Raw genomic sequence first — 19,780 nt, 5'->3', positions numbered from 1 at the left:
TTGAAAGACATTGTGGAACTTCAAATCTGGCAGTTCGCCCTTATATATCTTCTTTTAATACTTGTCATAATTATAATGAAAAAATGCAGGATAAATCAGACAAAGCTTTTGATTATGGCAAGTGTAAAGATGACTGTTCAGCTGGTACTGTCGGGATTTATCCTTACGTATATCTTTGAACATCCTCATCCACTGTTTGTTGTGGCTTATCTCGTTATAATGCTTTCCTTTTCAATACACAGAGTTATTTCCACAAACAAGGGATTAAACAGAAAGTTTAAAATTGTAATAGGTGCGTCAATGACCTTTTCTGGTCTGTTTGTTCTTGTATTCTTTATCTGCGCAGTTGTGGGAGAAAATATATTCAATCCCCAATACGTGATACCTATTTCCGGCATGATAATAGGAAACACAATGACCGGCGTTTCTCTTGGCGTAAAAACTTTCCGTGAAAGCTTAGAGGGACAAAAAGCAAAAATCAACGCTTTACTGTGCTTTGGCGCAAAGCCTGAAAAAATTCTTTTTCCTTTTGTAAAGCAGTCCCTTGAAACAGCTATGCTTCCCACAATAAACTCTATGATAGGTATGGGAATTGTTTCTCTTCCGGGAATGATGACCGGTCAGATATTATCAGGAACACTACCCACTACGGCTATACTTTATCAGATAGCCATAATGATTGCTATCTGCACAGTTGTTACAGCCGCAAGCTTCGGCTCCTTATATTTCGGCTACAAAACCCTATACAATCACAAAACCCAAATAATATAAGAAAATCCGATAACCTGATTTTTTATCAAAGGTTATCGGATTTTTTATATATCTCTCTTTTTAAGTTTAAGCATAATCGATATAGCTATTGCCGCAAGCAGGAAGATAATTAAAAGCGGTATCAGATTTTTAATGGAAAAGCCGCTGTTCAGCATAAGATTATAACCCCATGAGGCAGGAAAAAACTTGCCTATGATTTTCAAAGCATATGGCAGTAAATCTGACGAAAACATTATTCCCGACAGCATTATTGACGGCAGAAAAACTATCTGGGAAATCATTGTAAGCTTACTTTGATTTTTTACAAGCAAACCAAGCACACAACCTACCGTGACAGACACCGCAAGAAAAATTGCCAAAGATAGAAAATACAAATTCGGTTTATCTGGAACAAAGCTTTCAAATATAAAGGGCGATGATATGTAGATAATCAAACTCATAGCATACAGGTGTATAAACGATGATAATGCCATTGAAACCAAACCGAAATATACAGGCGCTCCGTTTGCCTGATACACTTTTTTCATATCTCCGCCGTACACCTCCGTCACCGACTGAGGAAGTCCTATAAACGCTCCCATGGAAATCCCCATCACTGTCATTGACTGTACAATACTTTCCCTCATTTGTGGCATCAGCGATGTAAAAATTCCTCCCATAAGCAAATAAAACAGCAAAGGAACCATATAACAGGTTATAAGCATAGTTTTGCTTCTTATATCAAGTTTTAACTGCAATCCTATACCATACAAAATTCCGTTCACGGTTGATTCCCCCTTGAAATATTTATAAGGTGCTCTTCCAGAGTTCCTCTCTCTACTTTTATATCCCTTATTTCAGAATTTTTAATTTCACATTTTCTTAGGATTTCATACATTGTCTTTCTGATATCTTCACATCGGTATGTTTCTTCTCCATTTTCTGTCCTTATCCGCACAGTGTAAAGCTTTCCCATCTTGTCCGAAAGTTCAGATACTGTCCCTAAAAATGACATTTTTCCTTTACTTAAAATTCCTATTCTGCTGCTCAGCGTTTCAACTTCTGCCATATCGTGGCTGGCTAAAACTATGGTTTTTCCTTTATCTCGCAGTTTTCGTATTTCATCATGGAGAGCGGCTCTCCCCTCAACATCAAGTCCGGCTGTGGGTTCATCGAGAAAAATAACGTCGGGATTTCCCACAAGACTTAACGCCAAGTGCAGACGTCTTTTCTGTCCTGTTGACAATTTATAATACGGAGTTTTATAAAATTCATCAACGCCCAGTGACTTTACCATTTCTCTGTCTATATCTGTTTTGTTCCACTTTGAAAAAAGCTTTAATGCTTCAAAAGGCTTAATAAAGGACGGCAAGGAGGATGACTGAAGCTGTATTCCTTTTTTGCCCATAACACTTATTTTACCGCTGTCATATTTTCTAAGGCCCTCTATACACTCCAAAGCTGTGGTTTTTCCGGCTCCGTTTATTCCCAGCAGTGCAAAGATTTCTCCTTTTTCCACTGTAAAACTTATACCATTTAAAACATCTTTTTTCCCGTAACTCTTTGTTAAGTCCATAACTTCAACAATGCTATTCATTCCCGCACCCCTCAAAAGGATTTATCCCGGAGTTTAAAAAATATATTTCCAAAGACTTTCCTATAAATTCGTTTACTCTTTTCTGTCTTTCTATAAACTCCTCACTGCCGTCAATTTTTCCTACTGACATAAGCTTCGGAAGCATATCCATATTTCCGCCTGTAAATTTAGAAACAATCTCCCAAAATCTTTTTGCAGCATCCAGAGCCTCTTTGCTTTCAGGATTTACTCCCCCATCTATAAGCTTTATTATCTCATCGTTAATTTTATTAAAATCATCCATAAAGCATTTACCGCTTTTCTGGTCGAAATTTTTTCTGATATGCTCCATCATATCATCGTCAAAATGCTTTATGAGCCAGTAATATTGGTTGTTCATTTGAAGATTTACAATTATATCCGCATATTTTTTGAAATCAACTTTGTTCATTTGAATAACTTCTTCTTTGAGAAGTTCAATTTCTCTTAAGGATTCCGTCAACACTTTTATCCTGTTTTTTATGTCCTCAGCCTGACTTGTAAGGGCATTTATCACCTCATCCGGCGTATCCAAAGGAAACAACCTCTTTTTTATATCATCAAGTGAAAATCCCAAGGATTTCAAGGATAATATCTGATGAATTTTTATAAGGTCTTTTTCAGTATACAGCCTTCTTCCGCCCTCGCTTTGTGCTGAGGGTGAAACTATTCCTTCCTTATCATAATACTGCAATGTGCGCACGGACACACCCATTTTCTTTGCAGCTTCTCCCACTGTCATATAGCCTTCGGGTATTGCCCTGTATTTTTCCATAGAGCTCACTCCAAATAAATTATTTTCTGCGCTTATTATAACTCATTACGCTGCGTCATAAGCAAGACTTTTTTATAAAAAACAGCGGCAAAATTACCGCTGTCCGTAAAATAGGTATTACTTTTTATTCTTTTTTGTTACATACAAAGCTATGATATTGACCACCGGAAAAATCACTCCGGCAACCACAAAAATTATCCAGCTTTGTCTCCAGTTATTGGTTACAAAACTATAGCCAAGATATGCCGCCACAATAAGAAGCCAATACACAGTTGAGACTATTTCGCTTTTTTTAACACTTTCTTTTTTTATTACGGTGTAGTCCTCTTCCTGCAAAAGCTTTTTATAGCTTTCCCATACTATACCCACACGCACAAACAAGATAACCCCTATACCTGCCAAAGCCATAAGCAATGCCAGCATGGAAAGAATAAGCACCTGATTTTCATCATCAATCATAATTCCGATAAACAACGGTATTACAGAGAAAATACATATACAGGTTCCTATTATATTGTTTTTACTGTAATAGCTTTTAAAACCGCTTCTCTCTTTTCTTACCCATTGGCGCAGCTCTTCGGAAGTTTCAAAAACATCTTTTTGCAGGTAAAGGTAATCAGAGGTTTTTGTTCCGGCGTAAATGAAAATTGTACAGGCAATACCTGCAATCAACAGAAAAACTATAACACCGATACCTCCTGCAAAATTCTCCGAAAACTTTCCTTCTTCCGATAAACCTCCCATTATCAATAGGCATATTGGCGAAAGAATACAGAGATAAACCGCAAAAGCTATCCAGTCGGCTGTCTTTTTCTTAATCTCAATGAAGCCTTTTGCCTCTTCAAGTGTTACCTGTCTTATATCCTTTCGTTCGGGTTTTTGAACCTGAACTATATAATCCTCTGTTTCTGTAGGCTCATTAAAAGTTTCATTGTTTTCTTCTTTTAACAGATAGTCTGTCGTGACGCCGAAAAGATTTGATATCTTTACAAGTTTATCAATATCCGGAACAGACTGTGCGCTTTCCCATTTTGAAACCGCCTGTCTTGTGACATCCATTTTTTCAGCAAAAGTTTCCTGCGACCATCCCTGTTGTTTTCTCAAGGCGGCTATTTTTTCTGCCAGTGTCATAGTCTTTCATCCCCCGTTAAGAAAATTGTTTTTTAACTGATTGAATTATACAGGATTCAACGGTTGCATACAACCAACTACCTCTATTTTTTTGTCAACTGACAGTTGCGTTTTTATTTTTATGGCTTTTAGAGAATATTACACGTGAAAACATAATTAAAATCCGGCAGTCCTGCTTTTTTATAGCAAAACTGCCGGATAAGTTTTAATGTTTTAAAATCAATGTTTAAGGAAATACTCCATCATTGTGAAGCCTTTTTCGATATAGTTGCCTGTGGCTCTCGCATTGGCTTCTGTAAATGTTTTAACTCCGCTGTCCTTTTCATCTTTACTTGAGTAAATGAGATAAGGAACAGGATTTGAAGAATGTGTCTTTATTGACAATGGTGTTGGATGGTCAGGACATACAAGCACTGCAAAATCCTCGCCGCTGTTTTTAAGGTAATCAACTACCGGACTTAAAATCAGGCTGTCAATAAGCTCAATAGCTTTTATCTTATTCTGGGCTTCTCCCCTATGTCCGCACTCGTCCGGAGCTTCAACGTGGATATATACAAAATCCTGACCGTTCTTAAACTCCTCAATAGCTGCGTCCTTTTTGCCCTCAAAGTTTGTATCTATGTAACCTGTGGCTCCCTCAACATCAACGCTTCTCATGCCTGCGCAGATTGCAATACCTTTGAGAAGGTCAACTGCTGAAATCATGCTTCCGTTCTTGCCAAACTTTGATTTAAAGCTGTCAAGGGCAGGTTTTGTTCCCTCGCCCCAAAGCCAAATTGAATTTGCCGGGCGCTTTCCCCTTTTAATTCTATCAAGGTTTACAGGATGGTCTTTAAGCAAATCATAGCTTTTTACCATAAGGTCATAAAGCTTATCTACACTTCTGCCTGTTGGAATATACTCTGTGATTTTTCTGTCTGTGATATCGTGAGGAGGTGTCAAGGTTCCCGGCTGTGGGTCGCCTTTGCTCCACACAAGGCAATGTCTATAGGAAACGCCCGGGTAGAATTTGAACTCATCGTTTCCAAGCTTTTCCTGAATATATTCAATGAGGATTTTTGCTTCTGCTGATGATATATCGTCAGAGCAGTAGTCAACCATTGTTTTGTCCTCATAATTAGGCTCGTCGGAAAGAGTTACAAGGTTACATCTCAAGGTTACGTCATCGGGCTTTAAGTCAATTCCGATACTTGCAGCCTCAAGAGGGGAACGTCCGCTGTAGTATTTTGCAGGCTCATATCCTAAAACAGAAAGGTTTGCAACATCACTGCCCGGCTTTAATCCTTCTGCAACTGTCTTTACTGTGCCGACCTCGCCTTTTGATGCAAGATAGTCCATGCAATCCTTTTTTGCAAGCTCCATAGGAGTTTTATTGTCAAGTGACGGAAACGGCTCGTCTGCCATTCCGTCGCAAAGCATTACAAGATATTTCATTTTATATTACCTCTGGTAAAATCAATTTTTTTCAAGTTCGCCCTGACTTGCGGCTTTAAGATAAGCATTGATAAATCCGTCTATATCGCCGTCCATAACAGCGTTGATATTTCCGGTTTCAAAGCCTGTTCTATGGTCTTTAACCAATGTGTATGGCATAAATACATAGCTTCGTATCTGGCTGCCCCAGGTGATTTCCTTCTGAACACCCTTGATATCCTCGATTTTCTCAAGGTGTTCTCTCTCTTTAATTTCCATAAGCTTTGACATAAGCATTTTCATAGCCACGTCTCGGTTCTGGTACTGGCTTCTCTCAACCTGGCTGGCAACTACTATACCTGTTGGAATATGTGTAAGTCTTACCGCTGAGGAGGTCTTGTTAACCTTCTGGCCGCCGGCGCCGCTGGCACGGTAAACGTCCATCTTGATATCCTCAGGAGCAATATCTATTTTGATATCGTCGTCGATTTCCGGCATAACCTCAAGGGATGAAAAGCTTGTATGACGTCTGCCTGCGCTGTCAAAAGGAGATACACGAACCAGTCTGTGAACGCCTGCTTCGCTTTTAAGATAGCCGTAAGCGTTCTCGCCCTCTATAAGCAAAACAGCACTTTTAAGTCCGGCTTCGTCGCCGTCAAGATAGTCGATTTCCTTAACCTTGAAATCATGTGCCGCTGCCCAGCGTGTATACATTCTGTAAAGCATCTGAGCCCAGTCCTGAGCCTCTGTTCCGCCTGAACCGGCGTGGAAAGTAAGAATTGCATTATTTTTATCATATTCTCCGGTAAGCAGTGTTTTAAGACGCTGCTTTTCAAGATTCTTCTTTACCTCTTCAAGCTCGGCTTTAGCTTCATCCAAAAGGGAAAGGTCCTCTTCCTCATTTCCCAGCTCGATAAGTGTCATTGTATCATCATAGGAAGCTTTAAGCTTTTCAAATTCTTCTACCTTTGTTTTGAGATTGCTTGTTCTTTGGAGTATTTTCTGGGATTTTTCCATGTCGTCCCAAAAACCCGGCTCTGCAGCTCTGTGCTCAAGCTGTTCAATCTCTGACATAATTGATTTAAGACCCAAAGCATCTGCCAAGTCGTCTATCTCGGGCTTCAAGCCCTCAAGTTCAAGTTTTAATTCTTCAAATTGCAGCATTCTGATACCTCATTATTCAATAAATTAAAAAACGATTACATTTTATTATATCCTACTTTCCTTAAAATGTAAAGCATTAAACTATCTTAAAAGAATGTGAAAAACATTGTTTTTTTAATTGATTTTTGATATAATACCTAATAACAATTAAACTAACTGGTAAAGAAAGGTGATTCAATGGATTATATAGGTGAAAAATGTCCTGTTTGCGGCAAAAATTTTCATGCCGATGACGATGTTGTCGTTTGTCCTATATGCGGAACTCCTCATCACAGGGAATGTTATGAAAACCTCGGTCACTGCTTTAACGAAGATAAACACGCCGAAGGGTTTTCTTTCGATAATTCAGTGAACGGTGAAACAAATAATTCGGGCGGCGAATTTATCATATGCAAAAAGTGCGGTAAACATAATCCCAAGGGTACTTTCTTCTGCGGAAACTGCGGTGAACCTTTAAGCGAAAATGCACAGAAAGTTTCCGGTGAACAGAACAACCCTTACGGCAATAACCCATACGGTAACAATCCATACGGCGGACAGCAGCCGGGCGGATTTGGCGGTATGCCGCCTTTCGGTATGCCTCCTATGGGAGCAACTCCTTTTGACCCGCTGGGCGGTATGAACCCAGATGAGGTTATCGACCAAGGAGTAACCGTAGGCGAAACCGCAAAGTATGTTAAAACAAACAGCTTCTATTTTTTAAATGTATTTAAAAACATAAAGGCAATGGGAAGGTCAAGATTTAGTTTTGCCGCTTTCCTGTTCTCAGGCGGTTATCTTCTTTACAGAAAGATGTACAAAATAGGCGCTGTTATTTGCTCCATAAATCTTCTGCTTATTTTGGCTTCCACCATTATCAGCTATTCTGACGCATATATAAATGTTTTGGGTCAGCTGGGTATTCTTTCTTCATCAACTCAGTCAAATATAATTTATTATACACAGAGCGTATTTCAGCTCCCCTTTGACCAGATGATGATTTTCTTAGCGCCTATGATTCTGTCCATTATAAACTTTATTATAAACATTATTGTGGGATTTAACGCTAACAAGCTTTATTACAAGCACTGTATGAAGAATATCAGCAAAATTAAAAAGGAAAGCAGTTCTGCTGACGATTCAAATGCAAAATTGCAGACAATGGGCGGCGTAAACACCCCTATCGCTTTCACTTTGCTTATTGTTTTGTTCCTGATAAACACTATACCTTATATAATGCTCTTATAAATGAAAAGTACCGGATTATCAAAACCGGTACTTTTATTTTTATATTTTAAAGCTTAACCGGAATCGGTTCATGGTTTTTATAGACGTAATAACAGTCAAATCCGGCTTTAAGGGCAATCTCTCTTGCCTTTTCCATATATGCTCCCAATGCATCAACCTTGTGAGCATCGCTTCCGAAGGTGAGATACTTGCCGCCCAAAGCTTTGTATCTGTTTACAAGCTCAAAATCAGGCTGGGGAGCTTTTACCGCAGAACGGCATCCGCCCACATTTATTTCCAAAGCTTTTTTATTTTTAATCAAATTCAAAAATATCTCGTCTATCTTTTCACTGTATGGAGTCAGGTCCGGCATTTCACCCATCTGTGCATACATATATCTTACAGGATATGTCAGGTGCGCCAGGCTGTCAAAACCATCCCAGCAGGAAATATCCATAAGCTGTGAAAAATATTTTTCAAGATAATCTTTTATATTTTCCGGGGTATACTTTAGATAATAAAAATCCTCCATTCCCTCAAGACTGTGAAGGGAAGCCAATATAAAATCTGTATGAGATTTACCGAGGATTTCGTCCCTGAGCGCCGGATTTGAAAGGGGCTGTCCCATTTCAACACCGGTGTAAACCTTTATTTTTCCCTTAAATTCCTGTGACGCCTGCTTGCTTGCTTCAAAAGACAGAGGGATATTTTTCATCATATCGCCGTATTCGGTCTTATCTGTGTGCAGACATTCCACCTCACAGTGGTCGGTTATTGTGACGGAGGTTATACCTTTTTCCTCAGCACTTTTGCAAAGCTCCCTTACGGAACACTCGCCGTCAAATGAATACTTTGAATGTACGTGACTATCGCATATTATCATATAAAAACCTCCTTTTTCGGTTATTTTAACACAAGGAAAAGCTTTATTCAATATATTATTTTTATTGAAATCATATTCTTTTTTAAGGATTTAACACAATAAGTTGTGTTTTTTCAACGATAAAGACCTTTATGCAACAATTTATGGCGGTTTAACCTTTACAATGCGCCATATAATATAGTATAATAAAAGCGTTAATTTTTAAAACCGCAGATGTAATCGCTGCTAAGGTCACAGGAGGAACATGATGAAAGCTATTGTAACCGTAATCGGAAAAGACGAAATCGGAATTCTCAGCAAAGTATCCAGCGCCTGCGCTAACGTTCATGCCAACATTCTCGAAGTTACTCAGAGTGTTTTGCAGGACGTTTTTGCTATGATAATGCTCATTGAAATCGACAGCTCAAAAATTATGCTGTCTGAGGTTCAGAAAGAGCTTGAAAAAGCAGGAAATTCCATGGGTATGAAAGTTCATGTTATGCATGAAGACATATTTAACAGTATGCACAAAATATAAAAAAACTATTAACGAGGGATTTTTATGCTTGAAACCAAAGACATTCTTGATACTATAAATATGATTGACAACGAAAATCTCGATGTGCGTACAATCACAATGGGAATTTCGCTTTTGGACTGTATTGACGAAAATATTGACAAGGCCTGTGACAAGGTTTACGACAAAATCTGCCGCTACGCCCAGGACTTGGTTAAAACCGGCGAGGATATCAGCAACGAATACGGTATCCCGATAATCAACAAGAGAATTTCTGTTACACCTATCGGCATGATTGCCGCTCCATGTCAGAGCAGAAGAGTAGTAAAGTTTGCTTACGCCCTTGACAGAGCTGCTCAGACTTTGGGTATAAACTTCATAGGAGGTTATTCCGCTCTTGTTCACAAGGGTTTTGCAGCCGGCGACTATGCTCTTATCGAGAGTATTCCTGAGGCTTTAGCTACCACCGAGAGAGTTTGCTCCTCTGTAAACGTAGGTTCCACTAAAGCCGGAATCAACATGGACGCAGTTAAGAAAATGGGCTATGCAGTAAAGAAGTGCGCAGAGCTTACAGCTGATAAGGACTGCATCGGCGCTGCAAAGCTTGTAGTATTCTGCAACGCACCTGAGGACAACCCATTTATGGCAGGCGCATTCCACGGCGTCGGAGAGGCTGACTGTGTTATCAACGTAGGTGTATCAGGCCCTGGCGTTGTAAGAGCTGTCCTTGCAAAGGAAGGAAAAGGCAAGGATATTTCACAAATTGCAGAAATGATTAAGAAAACAGCTTTTAAAATCACAAGAATGGGTCAGCTTGTTGCTCAGGAAGCTTCAAAGCGTCTTTGCGTACCTTTCGGCATTGTTGACCTTTCCTTGGCTCCTACACCTGCTGTAGGCGACAGTGTTGCCCATATTCTTGAGGAAATGGGTCTTGAGGTTTGCGGATGCCACGGAACAACAGCTGCCCTTGCAATTCTCAACGACGCTGTTAAAAAAGGCGGCGTTATGGCTTCATCACATGTAGGCGGACTCAGCGGCGCATTTATCCCTGTAACAGAGGACGCCGGAATGATTTCAGCCGCAAGATGCGGAGCTTTGGATATTACAAAGCTTGAGGCAATGACCGCAGTATGCTCTGTTGGTCTTGACATGATAGTTGTACCTGGTGATACAACACCTGAGGTTATCTCTGCTATTATTGCCGATGAGGCTGCAATAGGCATGGTAAACTCAAAAACAACAGCAGTAAGACTTATCCCGGCTATCGGCAAAAAGGGCGGCGAAGAGCTTAACTTCGGCGGACTTTTGGGTATGGGCCCTGTAATGCCATTGAGAGCCGGTTCTCCTGCTGAATTTGTAAACAGAGGCGGCAGAATCCCTGCTCCACTTCAGTCTTTGAAAAACTAACCACTAACCGAACAGGCGTTTTTAACGTTTGTTCGGTTTTTTTATAAAAAAAATTATACCATTTTTACAAAATTAGGTTATGTGTATCGGATCATACCTAAGAACAACTTGAAATTCTCCCGATGTAGTTTTATAATATAGTGTTAGAAATAAAAATGGAGGTGAAGTTATGCAGGACATCATCAGAAAAATAGTCGAAATGGATGAAGAAGCAAGGCGATTGAAAGAGCAGGCTGAAAAAGAAAAGCTTGAATCTGAAAAGTCTATTGCCGAAACAAAACAAAAAGTTCACGATGAATTTATCGAGAGAGCTAAGACCAGAGCCGCCAAAACTACCGAGGCTGAAAGAGCTGCTCTTGACAAATCGTGGCAGGAAACTAAGCTTATTCATCAAGAAATTGAAAAAAATCTGAAAAGTCAATATATCCAGAACAAGGATAAATGGATTGATGAGATTGTCAAAAGGGCAAAGCTTACTTCATGAAAGTTGTATTTTTTAAACAACAAGAAGGAGGTGCACAATAAATGACAATAATAGATTCTTCCGGTGCAATTCCGGCGAAAGCCAGAGCCAAATACGGCAGACGACTTACATCGGAGGATTATAATAACCTGATTCACTGCAAAACAGTTGCAGAAGTTGCGAATTATCTTAAGAGCAACACCTACTACAACGATGTTCTTTCTCAGTTGAATGAACACAATATCCACAGAGGTCAGGTTGAGCTTTTGTTAAAGCAAAAATTGTTTTACGATTTTGACGAGCTGTGCAGATACGAGTCACGGTCGGGAAACGGTTTTTCAAAGTTTATTGTAATGAGATATGAAATAAATCAGCTTATCCAGTATCTTATTCTCTTAAACACCGGAAAAAGCCGTGAGTATATCTTCTCTCTCCCAAGTTACTTTGACAACTACACAGACATCAAGCTTTCACAGCTGGCAGCCTGTAAGGACTACAGCGCTTTTTTGGAAACAATCTCTCACACGCCTTATTACGGCGTGCTGAAAGAATTTGCTCCTAAAGACGGCAAAACCTTAAACCTTGCCGCTATTGAAAACAGCCTGTATCGTTATATGTACGACCAGCTTTACACTGCAATTGGAAAGCATAACCCCAAGTCCGAACGAAACGAGATAAAAAAGCTTTTTGACATGATAATTGATTTTTCCAATATCGGTAAAATCTACAGACTTAAAAAGTCCTATAAAATGAAGGGAAGCGCCATTGAATCTTATCTCCTTCCCTACGGCACTGTTACAAAAGAACAAAGAGAAGCTCTTTGCAGCTGTGACATGTCGGAGTTTTTCAATCTTCTTGGAGATATGCACCAATTCAGAAATGTCATGAAAAACAACAATCACGATATGTCGAGAATACCCATGGAGGCAAGATACAAACTGTGCAGAAATAAAATTTATTTCTCCCAAAACCCAGGTGTTGTAATGATTGCCTATATGTATATTGTCGGCATAGAGGTATCAAATATTATCACCATTGTCGAATCCGTGAGATACTCTGTAGCTCCGGAGGTTATCGAAGAGATGATAATTCATTGATAGATTGATGTAAATAAAGAAGTAAAATATGAGAGGTGATTATTTTGGCTGTTGCCCAGATTAAATCCATCGGAATTATCGGGCTCCTCAAGGATTTTGATAAAGCAGCGGAAATTTGCGGAAAATCCGAAATTTTTCAGCCGGAAGAAGTCAGCAAATTTTATTCCGAAACGGATAAGTTTGTTCCTGTTTCTATCAAGAATAATTTTTCCGCTCCCCTTGAAAAGCTGAAAAATCTTTTTGATGAAATCGGTTTTGAACCTGAGCTTGATTTTATTGACGAAGAACACATCAAAAAAGCTGAGCTGCTCAAGCAGTCGGCAGAGGTTGTGGACAGTCTTTCTTCAATCATTGCTCAGCGTGACAAAATCAAAGAGGATATTTCCGACTGTAAAAGCACCATCGAACAGACAAGCCACTTTTTAGGACTGGATTTGGAGTTTGAAAAAATCGCTGCCTGTGAATACATCAAGGTAAATTTCGGACGACTTCCCCTTGACAGCTATAAAAAGCTTGTAAATTACGAGGATAACCCCTATGTTGCTTTCTTCCCCTGCACTTCTGACGACGCCTATTGCTGGGGCGTTTATGTAGCTCCTATTGAGGAAAGCGACGAAGTTGACAGAATCTTTTCCGGTCTTTATTTTGAACACAATGCTTTGGGTGAGTTTAAAGGACTTCCTGAGGATTTCTATAAAGAACAACAGAAAAGACTTGCAGAGCTTGAAAAAGAACTCGAGAATTCCAATCTTAAAATAGAAGAATTTAAAAGATTTAACAGAACTACTCTTAACAAAATTTACACCCATCTGGAACAGGAAAATCTCTACTGTACAATAAAACTTAAAGCTATGAGATACAATCAAAGCTTTATTATCACCGGCTGGGTTCCAAACGACAAGGCAGACATGCTTCAAAAACAGCTTGAGGCTTTGGAAAGCGTTGAGGTTACAACAGACGAAGGAAAAAATATGCTGAAAAGCCAGCCTCCTGTTAAACTGAAAAACTGCTTCTTCTCAAGACCATTTGAGTATTACACAGAAATGTACGGTCTGCCAAATTACAACGAAATTGACCCTACCACATTTATCGCTATAACCTACACGGTTTTATTCGGTATAATGTTCGGCGATGTGGGTCACGGCATTATTTTGCTACTTGCCGCAATCTTTATGTGGAAAAAGCGTCACATGCCTATCGGAAAGCTTTTGATACCCTGCGCCGTTTCCTCAACTATTTTCGGTGCTGTATTCGGAAGCGTATTCGGATTTGAACATGTTTTAGACCCGATGTACAGAGCGCTGTTTGGTTTTGAAGAAAAGCCTATTGAGGTTATGGCTTCATCAACCACAAACTACATTATATACAGCGCCGTAGGTATAGGAATGTTCCTGCTCATTATCGCAATGTGCCTGAACATTTACTCTTCTGTAAAACGAAAAGCCATAGGCGAAGCGATTTTCGGAATTAACGGACTTGCAGGACTTGTGTTCTACGGTTCCGCAGTTGCAGGACTTGTATGCCAGATGTTCCTGGGAATCCCGATAATGACTCCTGTATACGTTGTTTTGCTTATTGTTCTTCCACTTATTCTTGTTTTCCTCAGAGAGCCTCTTTCAAAGCTTGTTGAGGGCGACAAAAACTGGAAGCCTGAAAAATGGGGCGGTTTCATAGTTGACAACATATTTGAGATGTTTGAGGTTCTCTTAAGCTATGTAACCAACACAATGAGCTTTTTGCGTGTAGGCGCATTCGTTTTGGTTCACGCCGGTATGATGCAGGTTGTATTCGTACTTGCTGAAATGATTGGCGGAACAGGTTATGTTATCACAGTAATCATCGGTAACATAATCGTTTTGGGACTTGAGGCACTCTTGGTTGCAATTCAGGTTCTTCGTTTGGAATACTACGAAATGTTCAGCCGCTTCTATATCGGAGAAGGCAGAGCATATACTCCCCTTAAACTTAAAAAGGCGGAAAGATAAAATACTATAATAATTTTAATTATAAAATATTCGGAGGTTTTTACCATGACAGCTTTTGATTTTGTAATGTTGGCAATTCCTGTTGCTTTTCTTATCCTTTCAGTATTTCTCTGTGTTAAGGCTTTTGAAAAAGGAAAAAGCCCAAAGAAAACAGTTTACACTCAGATAGCTTCTTTCGTTGCAGTTTTTGCAGTTTGCCTTTTGTTCCCTACAGTTGCAGGCGCAGCTGAAGTAGCAACTACAGGCGCAGTTTCCGGCGGCGACTTCGGTATGGGTCTTATCGGCGCAGGTATTGCAACAGGTCTTTCCTGCATCGGCGGCGGTATCGCTGTTGGCGGCGCTGCTCCTGCTGCTATCGGCGCAACAAGTGAAGATTCCAAGAACTTCGGTAAGTCAATCATCTTCGTTGCTCTCGGTGAAGGATGCGCACTTTACGGTATGCTTATTTCTATTATGATTCTTTCAAAGTTGGGATAATTATGAAGTTTTTCTTGATTAGTGACAATGTAGATACTAAAATGGGACTTCGCCTTGCCGGTATTGACGGCGTGGTTATTCACAGTGACAGCGAGGTTAAGGACGAGCTTATGAAAGCTATGGACAACCCGGAAATCGCAGTAATCCTTATGACGGAACGTCTTGTTTCTTTATGTCCGGATTTGATTTACGATTTGAAGCTTAACAGACGTCAGCCCCTTATCGTTGAAATTCCAGACCGTCACGGAAACGGAAGAACCAAAGACAGTATTACAAAGTATGTTCAGGATGCCATCGGTGTTAAACTATAATCTGCGGACTGCGGCAGTATAATCGGCAGTTAAACACTTTTATTACAAAGAGGTATTGCAATGAATGACGCCATGATTACTAATAACTTCCTGAACGCAATACACAAGTATGCGGAGAAGCAAAAGGAAGAAATTAAAAACGATATAGAAAAAAGAAAAGCGGAAGAACTCAGGCAGGTTGAGGACGAAAGCCTTAAGGAAGCATTTGAGCTTATTCAGGCACAGGTTGCCCGTGAAAAGCTCAACATGACCAGCGAACTTGCTAAACGTGAACAGGACAGCCGCAAGCACATTTACAGTATGCGCCAGCAGATGACCGAAGAAATTTTCACAAACGCCGCTTTAAAGCTTAAAGAATATGCCAAAACCGAAGAGTACGGCAAGGCTCTTTTAAAGAGCGCAGAAAAAATGGCTGAGATGTTTAAGGACAACCCTGTTGTGCTTTACATGTCACCAAATGATAAAAAGTATTACGACCAGGCAGCCGGAAAGTTCTCCGGAAAGGCTGAGGTCAAAGAGGACAGAACCATTGAAATAGGCGGTCTTAAATGCCGCTGTGACAATGCAAAAGCTATTGCCGATGACACAATGGACACTGCCCTTATGAACCAAAGAGAATGGTTCACAGAAAATTCTAACTTGAAGGTGGTGCTGTAATATGGAGAATAACGTAATCTACGGAATTAACGGTCCTGTTGTTACTGTTAAGAACGCCACCTGTTTTTCCATGATGGAAATGGTTTACGTCGGTGAAGAAAAGCTTGTTGGTGAAATTATCGGAATTAAGGACGATTTTACCACCGTACAGGTTTACGAGGAAACTACAGGTCTTAAGCCCGGCGACCCGGTTGTGGGCACAGGCGCTCCTATGAACGTGCTTTTGGGACCTGGTATTATCGACAACATTTTTGACGGTATCGAGCGTCCTTTGAAGGAAATCGAAAGAGAGTCCGGTTCCTTTATCAAAAGAGGTTCTTCCGTATCCTCTCTTGACCCAAACAAAAAATGGAATGTAACCCTCAAAGTAAGACTTGGAGATAAGTTAAACGGCGGCGATATCTATGCCACATTGCCTGAAACTCCAATCATCGAACACAGACTTATGGTTCCTCCTACAATAAACGGAACTGTTGTTGAGATTGCTCCTGACGGAGAGTACAAAATTTTCGATACAATCGCAAAGCTCAGAGATGAAAACGGCGATGTTCACGAGCTTACACTCTGCCAGAAATGGCCAATCAGAACTCCAAGACCTGTTAAGGAAAAGCTTCCGGCAAGCGTTCCTCTTATCACAGGACAGAGAGTTATGGATACATTGTTCCCTGTTTCTAAGGGCGGCACTGCTGCTCTTCCAGGCGGATTCGGCACAGGTAAAACAATGGCTCAGCACCAGCTTGCAAAATGGTGCGACGCAGATATAATCATCTACGTTGGATGCGGTGAAAGAGGAAACGAAATGAGCCAGGTTCTCGACGAGTTCAGCGAGCTTATCGACCCTAAGTCAAATCGTCCTATGACCGACAGAACAGTGCTTATTGCAAACACATCAAACATGCCTGTTGCAGCCCGTGAAGCTTCAATTTACACAGGCGTTACCCTTGCTGAGTATTACAGAGATATGGGTTACCATGTTGCAATGATGGCTGACTCCACCTCCCGTTGGGCTGAGGCTCTCCGTGAGATTTCCGGACGTTTGGAAGAAATGCCTGCCGAAGAGGGCTTCCCTGCATATCTTCCTTCAAGACTTTCAGAGTTCTATGAAAGAGCAGGACGTGCCGATGTTCTCTGCGGAGCAGAGGGTTCAGTAACACTTATCGGCGCTGTTTCTCCTCAGGGTTCCGACTTCAGTGAGCCTGTTACTCAGAACACAAAGCGTTTTACCAGATGCTTCTGGGCATTGGACAAGTCCCTTGCATATGCAAGACATTATCCGGCTATCAACTGGATGGACAGCTACAGCGAATATTTCACTGACCTTGACCCATGGTTTGAAAAGAATCTGGGCAAAGATTTTATCAAATACAGAAACAAAATTTCTTATCTTCTCCAGGAAGAAAGCAGACTTATGGAAATCGTAAAGCTCATAGGTTCTGACGTTCTCCCTGACGACCAAAAGCTTGTAATTGAAACCTGCCGTGTTATCAGAGTTGGATTCTTACAGCAGAACTCCTTCCACCCTGAGGACACTTATGTACCGCTTGAAAAGCAGAAGCTTATGATGAAAACTATTCTTCATCTCCACAAGCAGTCTCAGAAGCTCATAGCAAAGGCTATCCCGATTTCACAGATAATCGGTCTCGGTCTTTTTGACAAGCTTACAAAGATGAAATACGATATTCCAAACAACAGACTTGATATGTTTGACGAGTACATCAAAGAGATTGACGAGAAATTAAATTCTATTGAATAAGGAGGAAAACAACATGGTTATAGATTATGTAGGCGTTAAGGAAATTAACGGTTCTCTCCTTGTTATGGACGGTATCAAAGGCGTATCCTTTGAAGAGATTGTAGACATCAGACTTGACAACGGCACTGTAAGACAAGGCAGAGTTGTTCAGATAGACGGCGAAAGAATCGTTGTTCAGGTTTTTGAGGGAACAAAGTCCATCGGTCTTACCGGTACAAGAGCAAGACTTACAGGCAGACCTATGGAGATGCCCCTTTCCCCTGAAATAATCGGAAGAGTTTTAAACGGCGCAGGTAAGCCTATCGACGGCTTGGGCGATATTTTCCCTGTTAAGCGTGCCAACATCAACGGAACTCCTATAAACCCTGTATCAAGAGTTTATCCGAAAAACTACATCAACACAGGTATCTCAACTATTGATACCCTTATGACACTTATCAGAGGTCAGAAGCTTCCTATCTTCTCCGGCTCAGGTATGAAGCACAACGAGCTTGCAGTTCAGATAGTTAGACAGGCAAAGATAAGCGGTGCTAACAATAAAAACTTCGGCGTTGTATTCGCAGCAATGGGTGTTAAAAACGACGTTGCGGAGTACTTCAGAAGAAGCTTTGAGGAAAGCGGCGTTTTGCAGAGAGTTGTAATGCTTCTGAACCTTTCAAATGACCCTATTATCGAAAGAACTCTTACCCCAAGATGCGCACTTACAATTGCTGAGTATCTTGCTTTTGAGCTTGACATGCATATCCTTGTTATTATGACAGATATGACTTCTTACGCCGAGGCTCTGCGTGAGTTCAGCTCCTCAAAGGGTGAAATTCCTGGAAGAAAGGGTTATCCTGGTTATCTTTATTCCGACCTTGCTTCTCTTTACGAGAGAGCCGGTATGATTAAAGGCCACAGCGGTTCTGTTACTCAGATACCGATTCTCACAATGCCTAACGACGACATTACACACCCTGTTCCTGACCTTACAGGTTACATCACAGAAGGTCAGATAGTTCTCGACAGAAGCTTGCAGGGCCAGGGTCTTTATCCTCCGGTAAGCGTTCTTCCTTCCCTTTCAAGACTTATGAAGGACGGTATCGGTGAGGGCTACACACGTGCCGACCACTCTCCTCTTGCAAACCAGCTTTTCGCTTCCTATGCAAAGGTTATCGACGCACGTTCCTTGGCTTCCGTTATCGGTGAAGAAGAGCTTTCACCTATCGATAAAAAGTATCTCCAGTTCGGTAAGCTTTTCGAGGAGCAGTTTGTAAATCAGGGTGATGAAAACCGTTCAATCGAACAGAGCCTTGATTTAGGCTGGAAGCTTTTGTCAACACTTCCGAGAACAGAGCTTGACCGTGTGGACGACGAGCTTCTGGATAAATATTATGTTTCTCAAGAGGTATAATTATGGCTATGCAGGCAGTTCCCACCAAGGGAAATTTAATGAATACCAAAAAGTCCTTAGCTCTTGCAAAAATCGGTTTTGATTTGCTTGATAAAAAGAGAAACATTCTCATAAGAGAAATGATGAGTCTTATTGACAAGGCAAATGAAATTCAGGGAAAAATCGACGACACCTATGCCGAGGCTTATTTAAAACTCCAAAAGGCAAATATCCTTATGGGTTTCTGTGATGAAATAAGCCAGACGGTTCCCCTGGACAACAGCATTAAGCTAAATTACAGAAGCGTAATGGGTGTTGAAATTCCGATTGTCACAATTGATGATACAAAACCGGAAAACTTTCAGCTGGATTACGGTCTTTACACAACCACTGACGCTTTGGACGAAGCTCATTTAAAATTTGTAGAGGTTAAAAACCTTACGGTTTTACTTGCCGAAATCGAAAACAGCGTTTACAGACTTGCAGACGCCATTAAAAAGACTCAGAAACGTGCAAACGCTCTTAAAAATATAATGATTCCCCGCTTTGAGGAAACCATAAAATTTATAACCGACGCTCTGGACGAAAAAGACAGAGAGGAATTTTCAAGACTTAAGGTTATTAAAAGAACAAAAAGCAAACAGTAAAATTTATTTTTCTGTTTTATGCACATTAAAAAGGACGAGTAAAAAGGGACACTTCACATAAGGAAGTGTCCCTTCAGCTTGTCCAAAAACCCTGAATTTCTATCTGAAATTCAGGGTTTTTGCGTTTATCAAGCAACCAACACTTTGATAAAAAAGAAGGAGGAATTGGGGTTTAGCC

At 40.6% G+C, this 19,780-nt stretch carries 20 protein-coding genes; 13 read left to right on the top strand and 7 right to left on the bottom strand.

Features of this window, described 5'->3' with window-relative positions; genetic code table 11:
* Entirely contained in the window at positions 1-771 is a 771-nt protein-coding gene (locus tag B5F08_RS00100) for an ABC transporter permease (protein WP_087375822.1), read from the top strand.
* Between the two features lie 44 nt (positions 772-815).
* On the opposite strand, the gene B5F08_RS00095 is transcribed toward B5F08_RS00100, so the two are convergent.
* The 6 genes from B5F08_RS00095 to prfB all read right to left on the bottom strand — a co-directional run bounded on the left by B5F08_RS00095 (position 816) and on the right by prfB (position 6,848).
* Positions 816-1,535, bottom strand: a complete 720-nt coding sequence (locus B5F08_RS00095; protein ID WP_087375821.1) for an ABC transporter permease — start codon at positions 1,533-1,535, stop codon at positions 816-818.
* Positions 1,532-2,347: an ABC transporter ATP-binding protein gene (locus B5F08_RS00090; RefSeq protein WP_087375820.1), complete on the bottom strand. Its 816-nt coding sequence runs from the start codon at positions 2,345-2,347 to the stop codon at positions 1,532-1,534. Before B5F08_RS00090 ends, B5F08_RS00095 begins: the two co-directional genes overlap by 4 nt.
* The gene (locus B5F08_RS00085; protein ID WP_087375819.1) at positions 2,340-3,140 is read right to left on the bottom strand and encodes a MerR family transcriptional regulator; all 801 of its coding nucleotides are present in this window, start codon (positions 3,138-3,140) and stop codon (positions 2,340-2,342) included. The genes B5F08_RS00090 and B5F08_RS00085 overlap by 8 nt, the downstream gene beginning before the upstream one ends.
* A 117-nt stretch (positions 3,141-3,257) precedes the next feature.
* Entirely contained in the window at positions 3,258-4,271 is a 1,014-nt protein-coding gene (locus B5F08_RS00080; protein ID WP_087375818.1) for a helix-turn-helix domain-containing protein, read from the bottom strand.
* A 219-nt stretch (positions 4,272-4,490) separates the two neighbouring features.
* The gene (locus tag B5F08_RS00075; RefSeq protein ID WP_087375817.1) at positions 4,491-5,705 is read right to left on the bottom strand and encodes a cofactor-independent phosphoglycerate mutase; all 1,215 of its coding nucleotides are present in this window, start codon (positions 5,703-5,705) and stop codon (positions 4,491-4,493) included.
* Between the two features lie 21 nt (positions 5,706-5,726).
* Complete coding sequence (gene prfB, locus B5F08_RS00070; RefSeq protein WP_087375816.1) at positions 5,727-6,848, bottom strand: peptide chain release factor 2; 1,122 nt, start codon at positions 6,846-6,848, stop codon at positions 5,727-5,729.
* 177 nt (positions 6,849-7,025) lie between these two features.
* Between prfB and B5F08_RS00065 the strand changes: the two genes are divergently transcribed.
* A complete protein-coding gene (locus B5F08_RS00065) occupies positions 7,026-8,075 on the top strand; it encodes an RING finger protein (RefSeq protein WP_087375815.1) in 1,050 nt (349 codons plus the stop codon).
* 46 nt (positions 8,076-8,121) lie between these two features.
* On the opposite strand, the gene B5F08_RS00060 is transcribed toward B5F08_RS00065, so the two are convergent.
* On the bottom strand, positions 8,122-8,937 hold the full coding sequence (locus B5F08_RS00060; RefSeq protein ID WP_087375814.1) for a histidinol-phosphatase HisJ family protein: 816 nt from the start codon (positions 8,935-8,937) through the stop codon (positions 8,122-8,124).
* 247 nt (positions 8,938-9,184) lie between these two features.
* Here B5F08_RS00060 and B5F08_RS00055 point away from each other — a divergent pair, with 247 nt between their 5' ends.
* The 11 genes from B5F08_RS00055 (at position 9,185) to B5F08_RS00005 (ending at position 19,602) form a co-directional block, all read left to right on the top strand.
* Positions 9,185-9,454: an ACT domain-containing protein gene (locus B5F08_RS00055; protein WP_087375813.1), complete on the top strand. Its 270-nt coding sequence runs from the start codon at positions 9,185-9,187 to the stop codon at positions 9,452-9,454.
* Positions 9,455-9,478: 24 nt separating this feature from the next.
* Positions 9,479-10,840 carry a PFL family protein gene (locus B5F08_RS00050; protein ID WP_087375812.1) on the top strand — a complete coding sequence of 454 codons (1,362 nt, stop codon included), beginning with the start codon at positions 9,479-9,481 and terminating at the stop codon, positions 10,838-10,840.
* Positions 10,841-11,009: 169 nt separating this feature from the next.
* The gene (locus B5F08_RS00045; protein ID WP_087375811.1) at positions 11,010-11,324 is read left to right on the top strand and encodes a hypothetical protein; all 315 of its coding nucleotides are present in this window, start codon (positions 11,010-11,012) and stop codon (positions 11,322-11,324) included.
* 41 nt (positions 11,325-11,365) lie between these two features.
* On the top strand, positions 11,366-12,400 hold the full coding sequence (locus B5F08_RS00040) for a V0D/AC39 family V-type ATPase subunit (protein ID WP_087375810.1): 1,035 nt from the start codon (positions 11,366-11,368) through the stop codon (positions 12,398-12,400).
* Positions 12,401-12,444: 44 nt separating this feature from the next.
* On the top strand, positions 12,445-14,385 hold the full coding sequence (locus tag B5F08_RS00035) for a V-type ATP synthase subunit I (protein WP_158096163.1): 1,941 nt from the start codon (positions 12,445-12,447) through the stop codon (positions 14,383-14,385).
* A gap of 45 nt (positions 14,386-14,430) precedes the next feature.
* Positions 14,431-14,862 (top strand): ATP synthase subunit C, encoded by a 432-nt coding sequence (locus B5F08_RS00030; protein WP_087375808.1) that lies wholly within the window; start codon positions 14,431-14,433, stop codon positions 14,860-14,862.
* A gap of 2 nt (positions 14,863-14,864) precedes the next feature.
* Positions 14,865-15,173, top strand: a complete 309-nt coding sequence (locus B5F08_RS00025) for a V-type ATP synthase subunit F (protein ID WP_087375807.1) — start codon at positions 14,865-14,867, stop codon at positions 15,171-15,173.
* 60 nt (positions 15,174-15,233) lie between these two features.
* Complete coding sequence (locus B5F08_RS00020) at positions 15,234-15,830, top strand: V-type ATP synthase subunit E (protein ID WP_087375806.1); 597 nt, start codon at positions 15,234-15,236, stop codon at positions 15,828-15,830.
* A gap of 1 nt (position 15,831) precedes the next feature.
* Positions 15,832-17,583 carry a V-type ATP synthase subunit A gene (locus B5F08_RS00015; protein WP_087375805.1) on the top strand — a complete coding sequence of 584 codons (1,752 nt, stop codon included), beginning with the start codon at positions 15,832-15,834 and terminating at the stop codon, positions 17,581-17,583.
* A gap of 13 nt (positions 17,584-17,596) precedes the next feature.
* On the top strand, positions 17,597-18,976 hold the full coding sequence (locus B5F08_RS00010; RefSeq protein WP_087375804.1) for a V-type ATP synthase subunit B: 1,380 nt from the start codon (positions 17,597-17,599) through the stop codon (positions 18,974-18,976).
* A 2-nt stretch (positions 18,977-18,978) separates the two neighbouring features.
* Positions 18,979-19,602 carry a V-type ATP synthase subunit D gene (locus B5F08_RS00005; protein WP_087375803.1) on the top strand — a complete coding sequence of 208 codons (624 nt, stop codon included), beginning with the start codon at positions 18,979-18,981 and terminating at the stop codon, positions 19,600-19,602.
* Positions 19,603-19,780 lie beyond the last annotated feature (178 nt).

This window comes from Anaeromassilibacillus sp. An172 (genome assembly GCF_002160515.1).
Classification (GTDB): Bacteria; Bacillota; Clostridia; order Oscillospirales; family Acutalibacteraceae; genus Limousia; species Limousia pullorum.
Note: the sequence above shows the minus strand (reverse complement) of the source record. Positions and strands in the feature narration are given on the sequence as shown.

What these genes read in the sequence shown, in the direction of transcription:
- B5F08_RS00040 (WP_087375810.1), top strand. Translation starts at nt 11,366, where the DNA reads ATGACAATAATAGATTCTTCCGGTGCAATTCCGGCGAAAGCCAGAGCC.
- B5F08_RS00060 (WP_087375814.1), bottom strand. Translation starts at nt 8,937, where the DNA reads ATGATAATATGCGATAGTCACGTACATTCAAAGTATTCATTTGACGGC.
- B5F08_RS00055 (WP_087375813.1), top strand. Translation starts at nt 9,185, where the DNA reads ATGAAAGCTATTGTAACCGTAATCGGAAAAGACGAAATCGGAATTCTC.
- B5F08_RS00020 (WP_087375806.1), top strand. Translation starts at nt 15,234, where the DNA reads ATGAATGACGCCATGATTACTAATAACTTCCTGAACGCAATACACAAG.
- prfB (WP_087375816.1), bottom strand. Translation starts at nt 6,848, where the DNA reads ATGCTGCAATTTGAAGAATTAAAACTTGAACTTGAGGGCTTGAAGCCC.
- B5F08_RS00030 (WP_087375808.1), top strand. Translation starts at nt 14,431, where the DNA reads ATGACAGCTTTTGATTTTGTAATGTTGGCAATTCCTGTTGCTTTTCTT.
- B5F08_RS00010 (WP_087375804.1), top strand. Translation starts at nt 17,597, where the DNA reads ATGGTTATAGATTATGTAGGCGTTAAGGAAATTAACGGTTCTCTCCTT.
- B5F08_RS00090 (WP_087375820.1), bottom strand. Translation starts at nt 2,347, where the DNA reads ATGAATAGCATTGTTGAAGTTATGGACTTAACAAAGAGTTACGGGAAA.
- B5F08_RS00080 (WP_087375818.1), bottom strand. Translation starts at nt 4,271, where the DNA reads ATGACACTGGCAGAAAAAATAGCCGCCTTGAGAAAACAACAGGGATGG.
- B5F08_RS00075 (WP_087375817.1), bottom strand. Translation starts at nt 5,705, where the DNA reads ATGAAATATCTTGTAATGCTTTGCGACGGAATGGCAGACGAGCCGTTT.
- B5F08_RS00015 (WP_087375805.1), top strand. Translation starts at nt 15,832, where the DNA reads ATGGAGAATAACGTAATCTACGGAATTAACGGTCCTGTTGTTACTGTT.
- B5F08_RS00005 (WP_087375803.1), top strand. Translation starts at nt 18,979, where the DNA reads ATGGCTATGCAGGCAGTTCCCACCAAGGGAAATTTAATGAATACCAAA.
- B5F08_RS00025 (WP_087375807.1), top strand. Translation starts at nt 14,865, where the DNA reads ATGAAGTTTTTCTTGATTAGTGACAATGTAGATACTAAAATGGGACTT.
- B5F08_RS00050 (WP_087375812.1), top strand. Translation starts at nt 9,479, where the DNA reads ATGCTTGAAACCAAAGACATTCTTGATACTATAAATATGATTGACAAC.
- B5F08_RS00085 (WP_087375819.1), bottom strand. Translation starts at nt 3,140, where the DNA reads ATGGAAAAATACAGGGCAATACCCGAAGGCTATATGACAGTGGGAGAA.
- B5F08_RS00045 (WP_087375811.1), top strand. Translation starts at nt 11,010, where the DNA reads ATGCAGGACATCATCAGAAAAATAGTCGAAATGGATGAAGAAGCAAGG.
- B5F08_RS00065 (WP_087375815.1), top strand. Translation starts at nt 7,026, where the DNA reads ATGGATTATATAGGTGAAAAATGTCCTGTTTGCGGCAAAAATTTTCAT.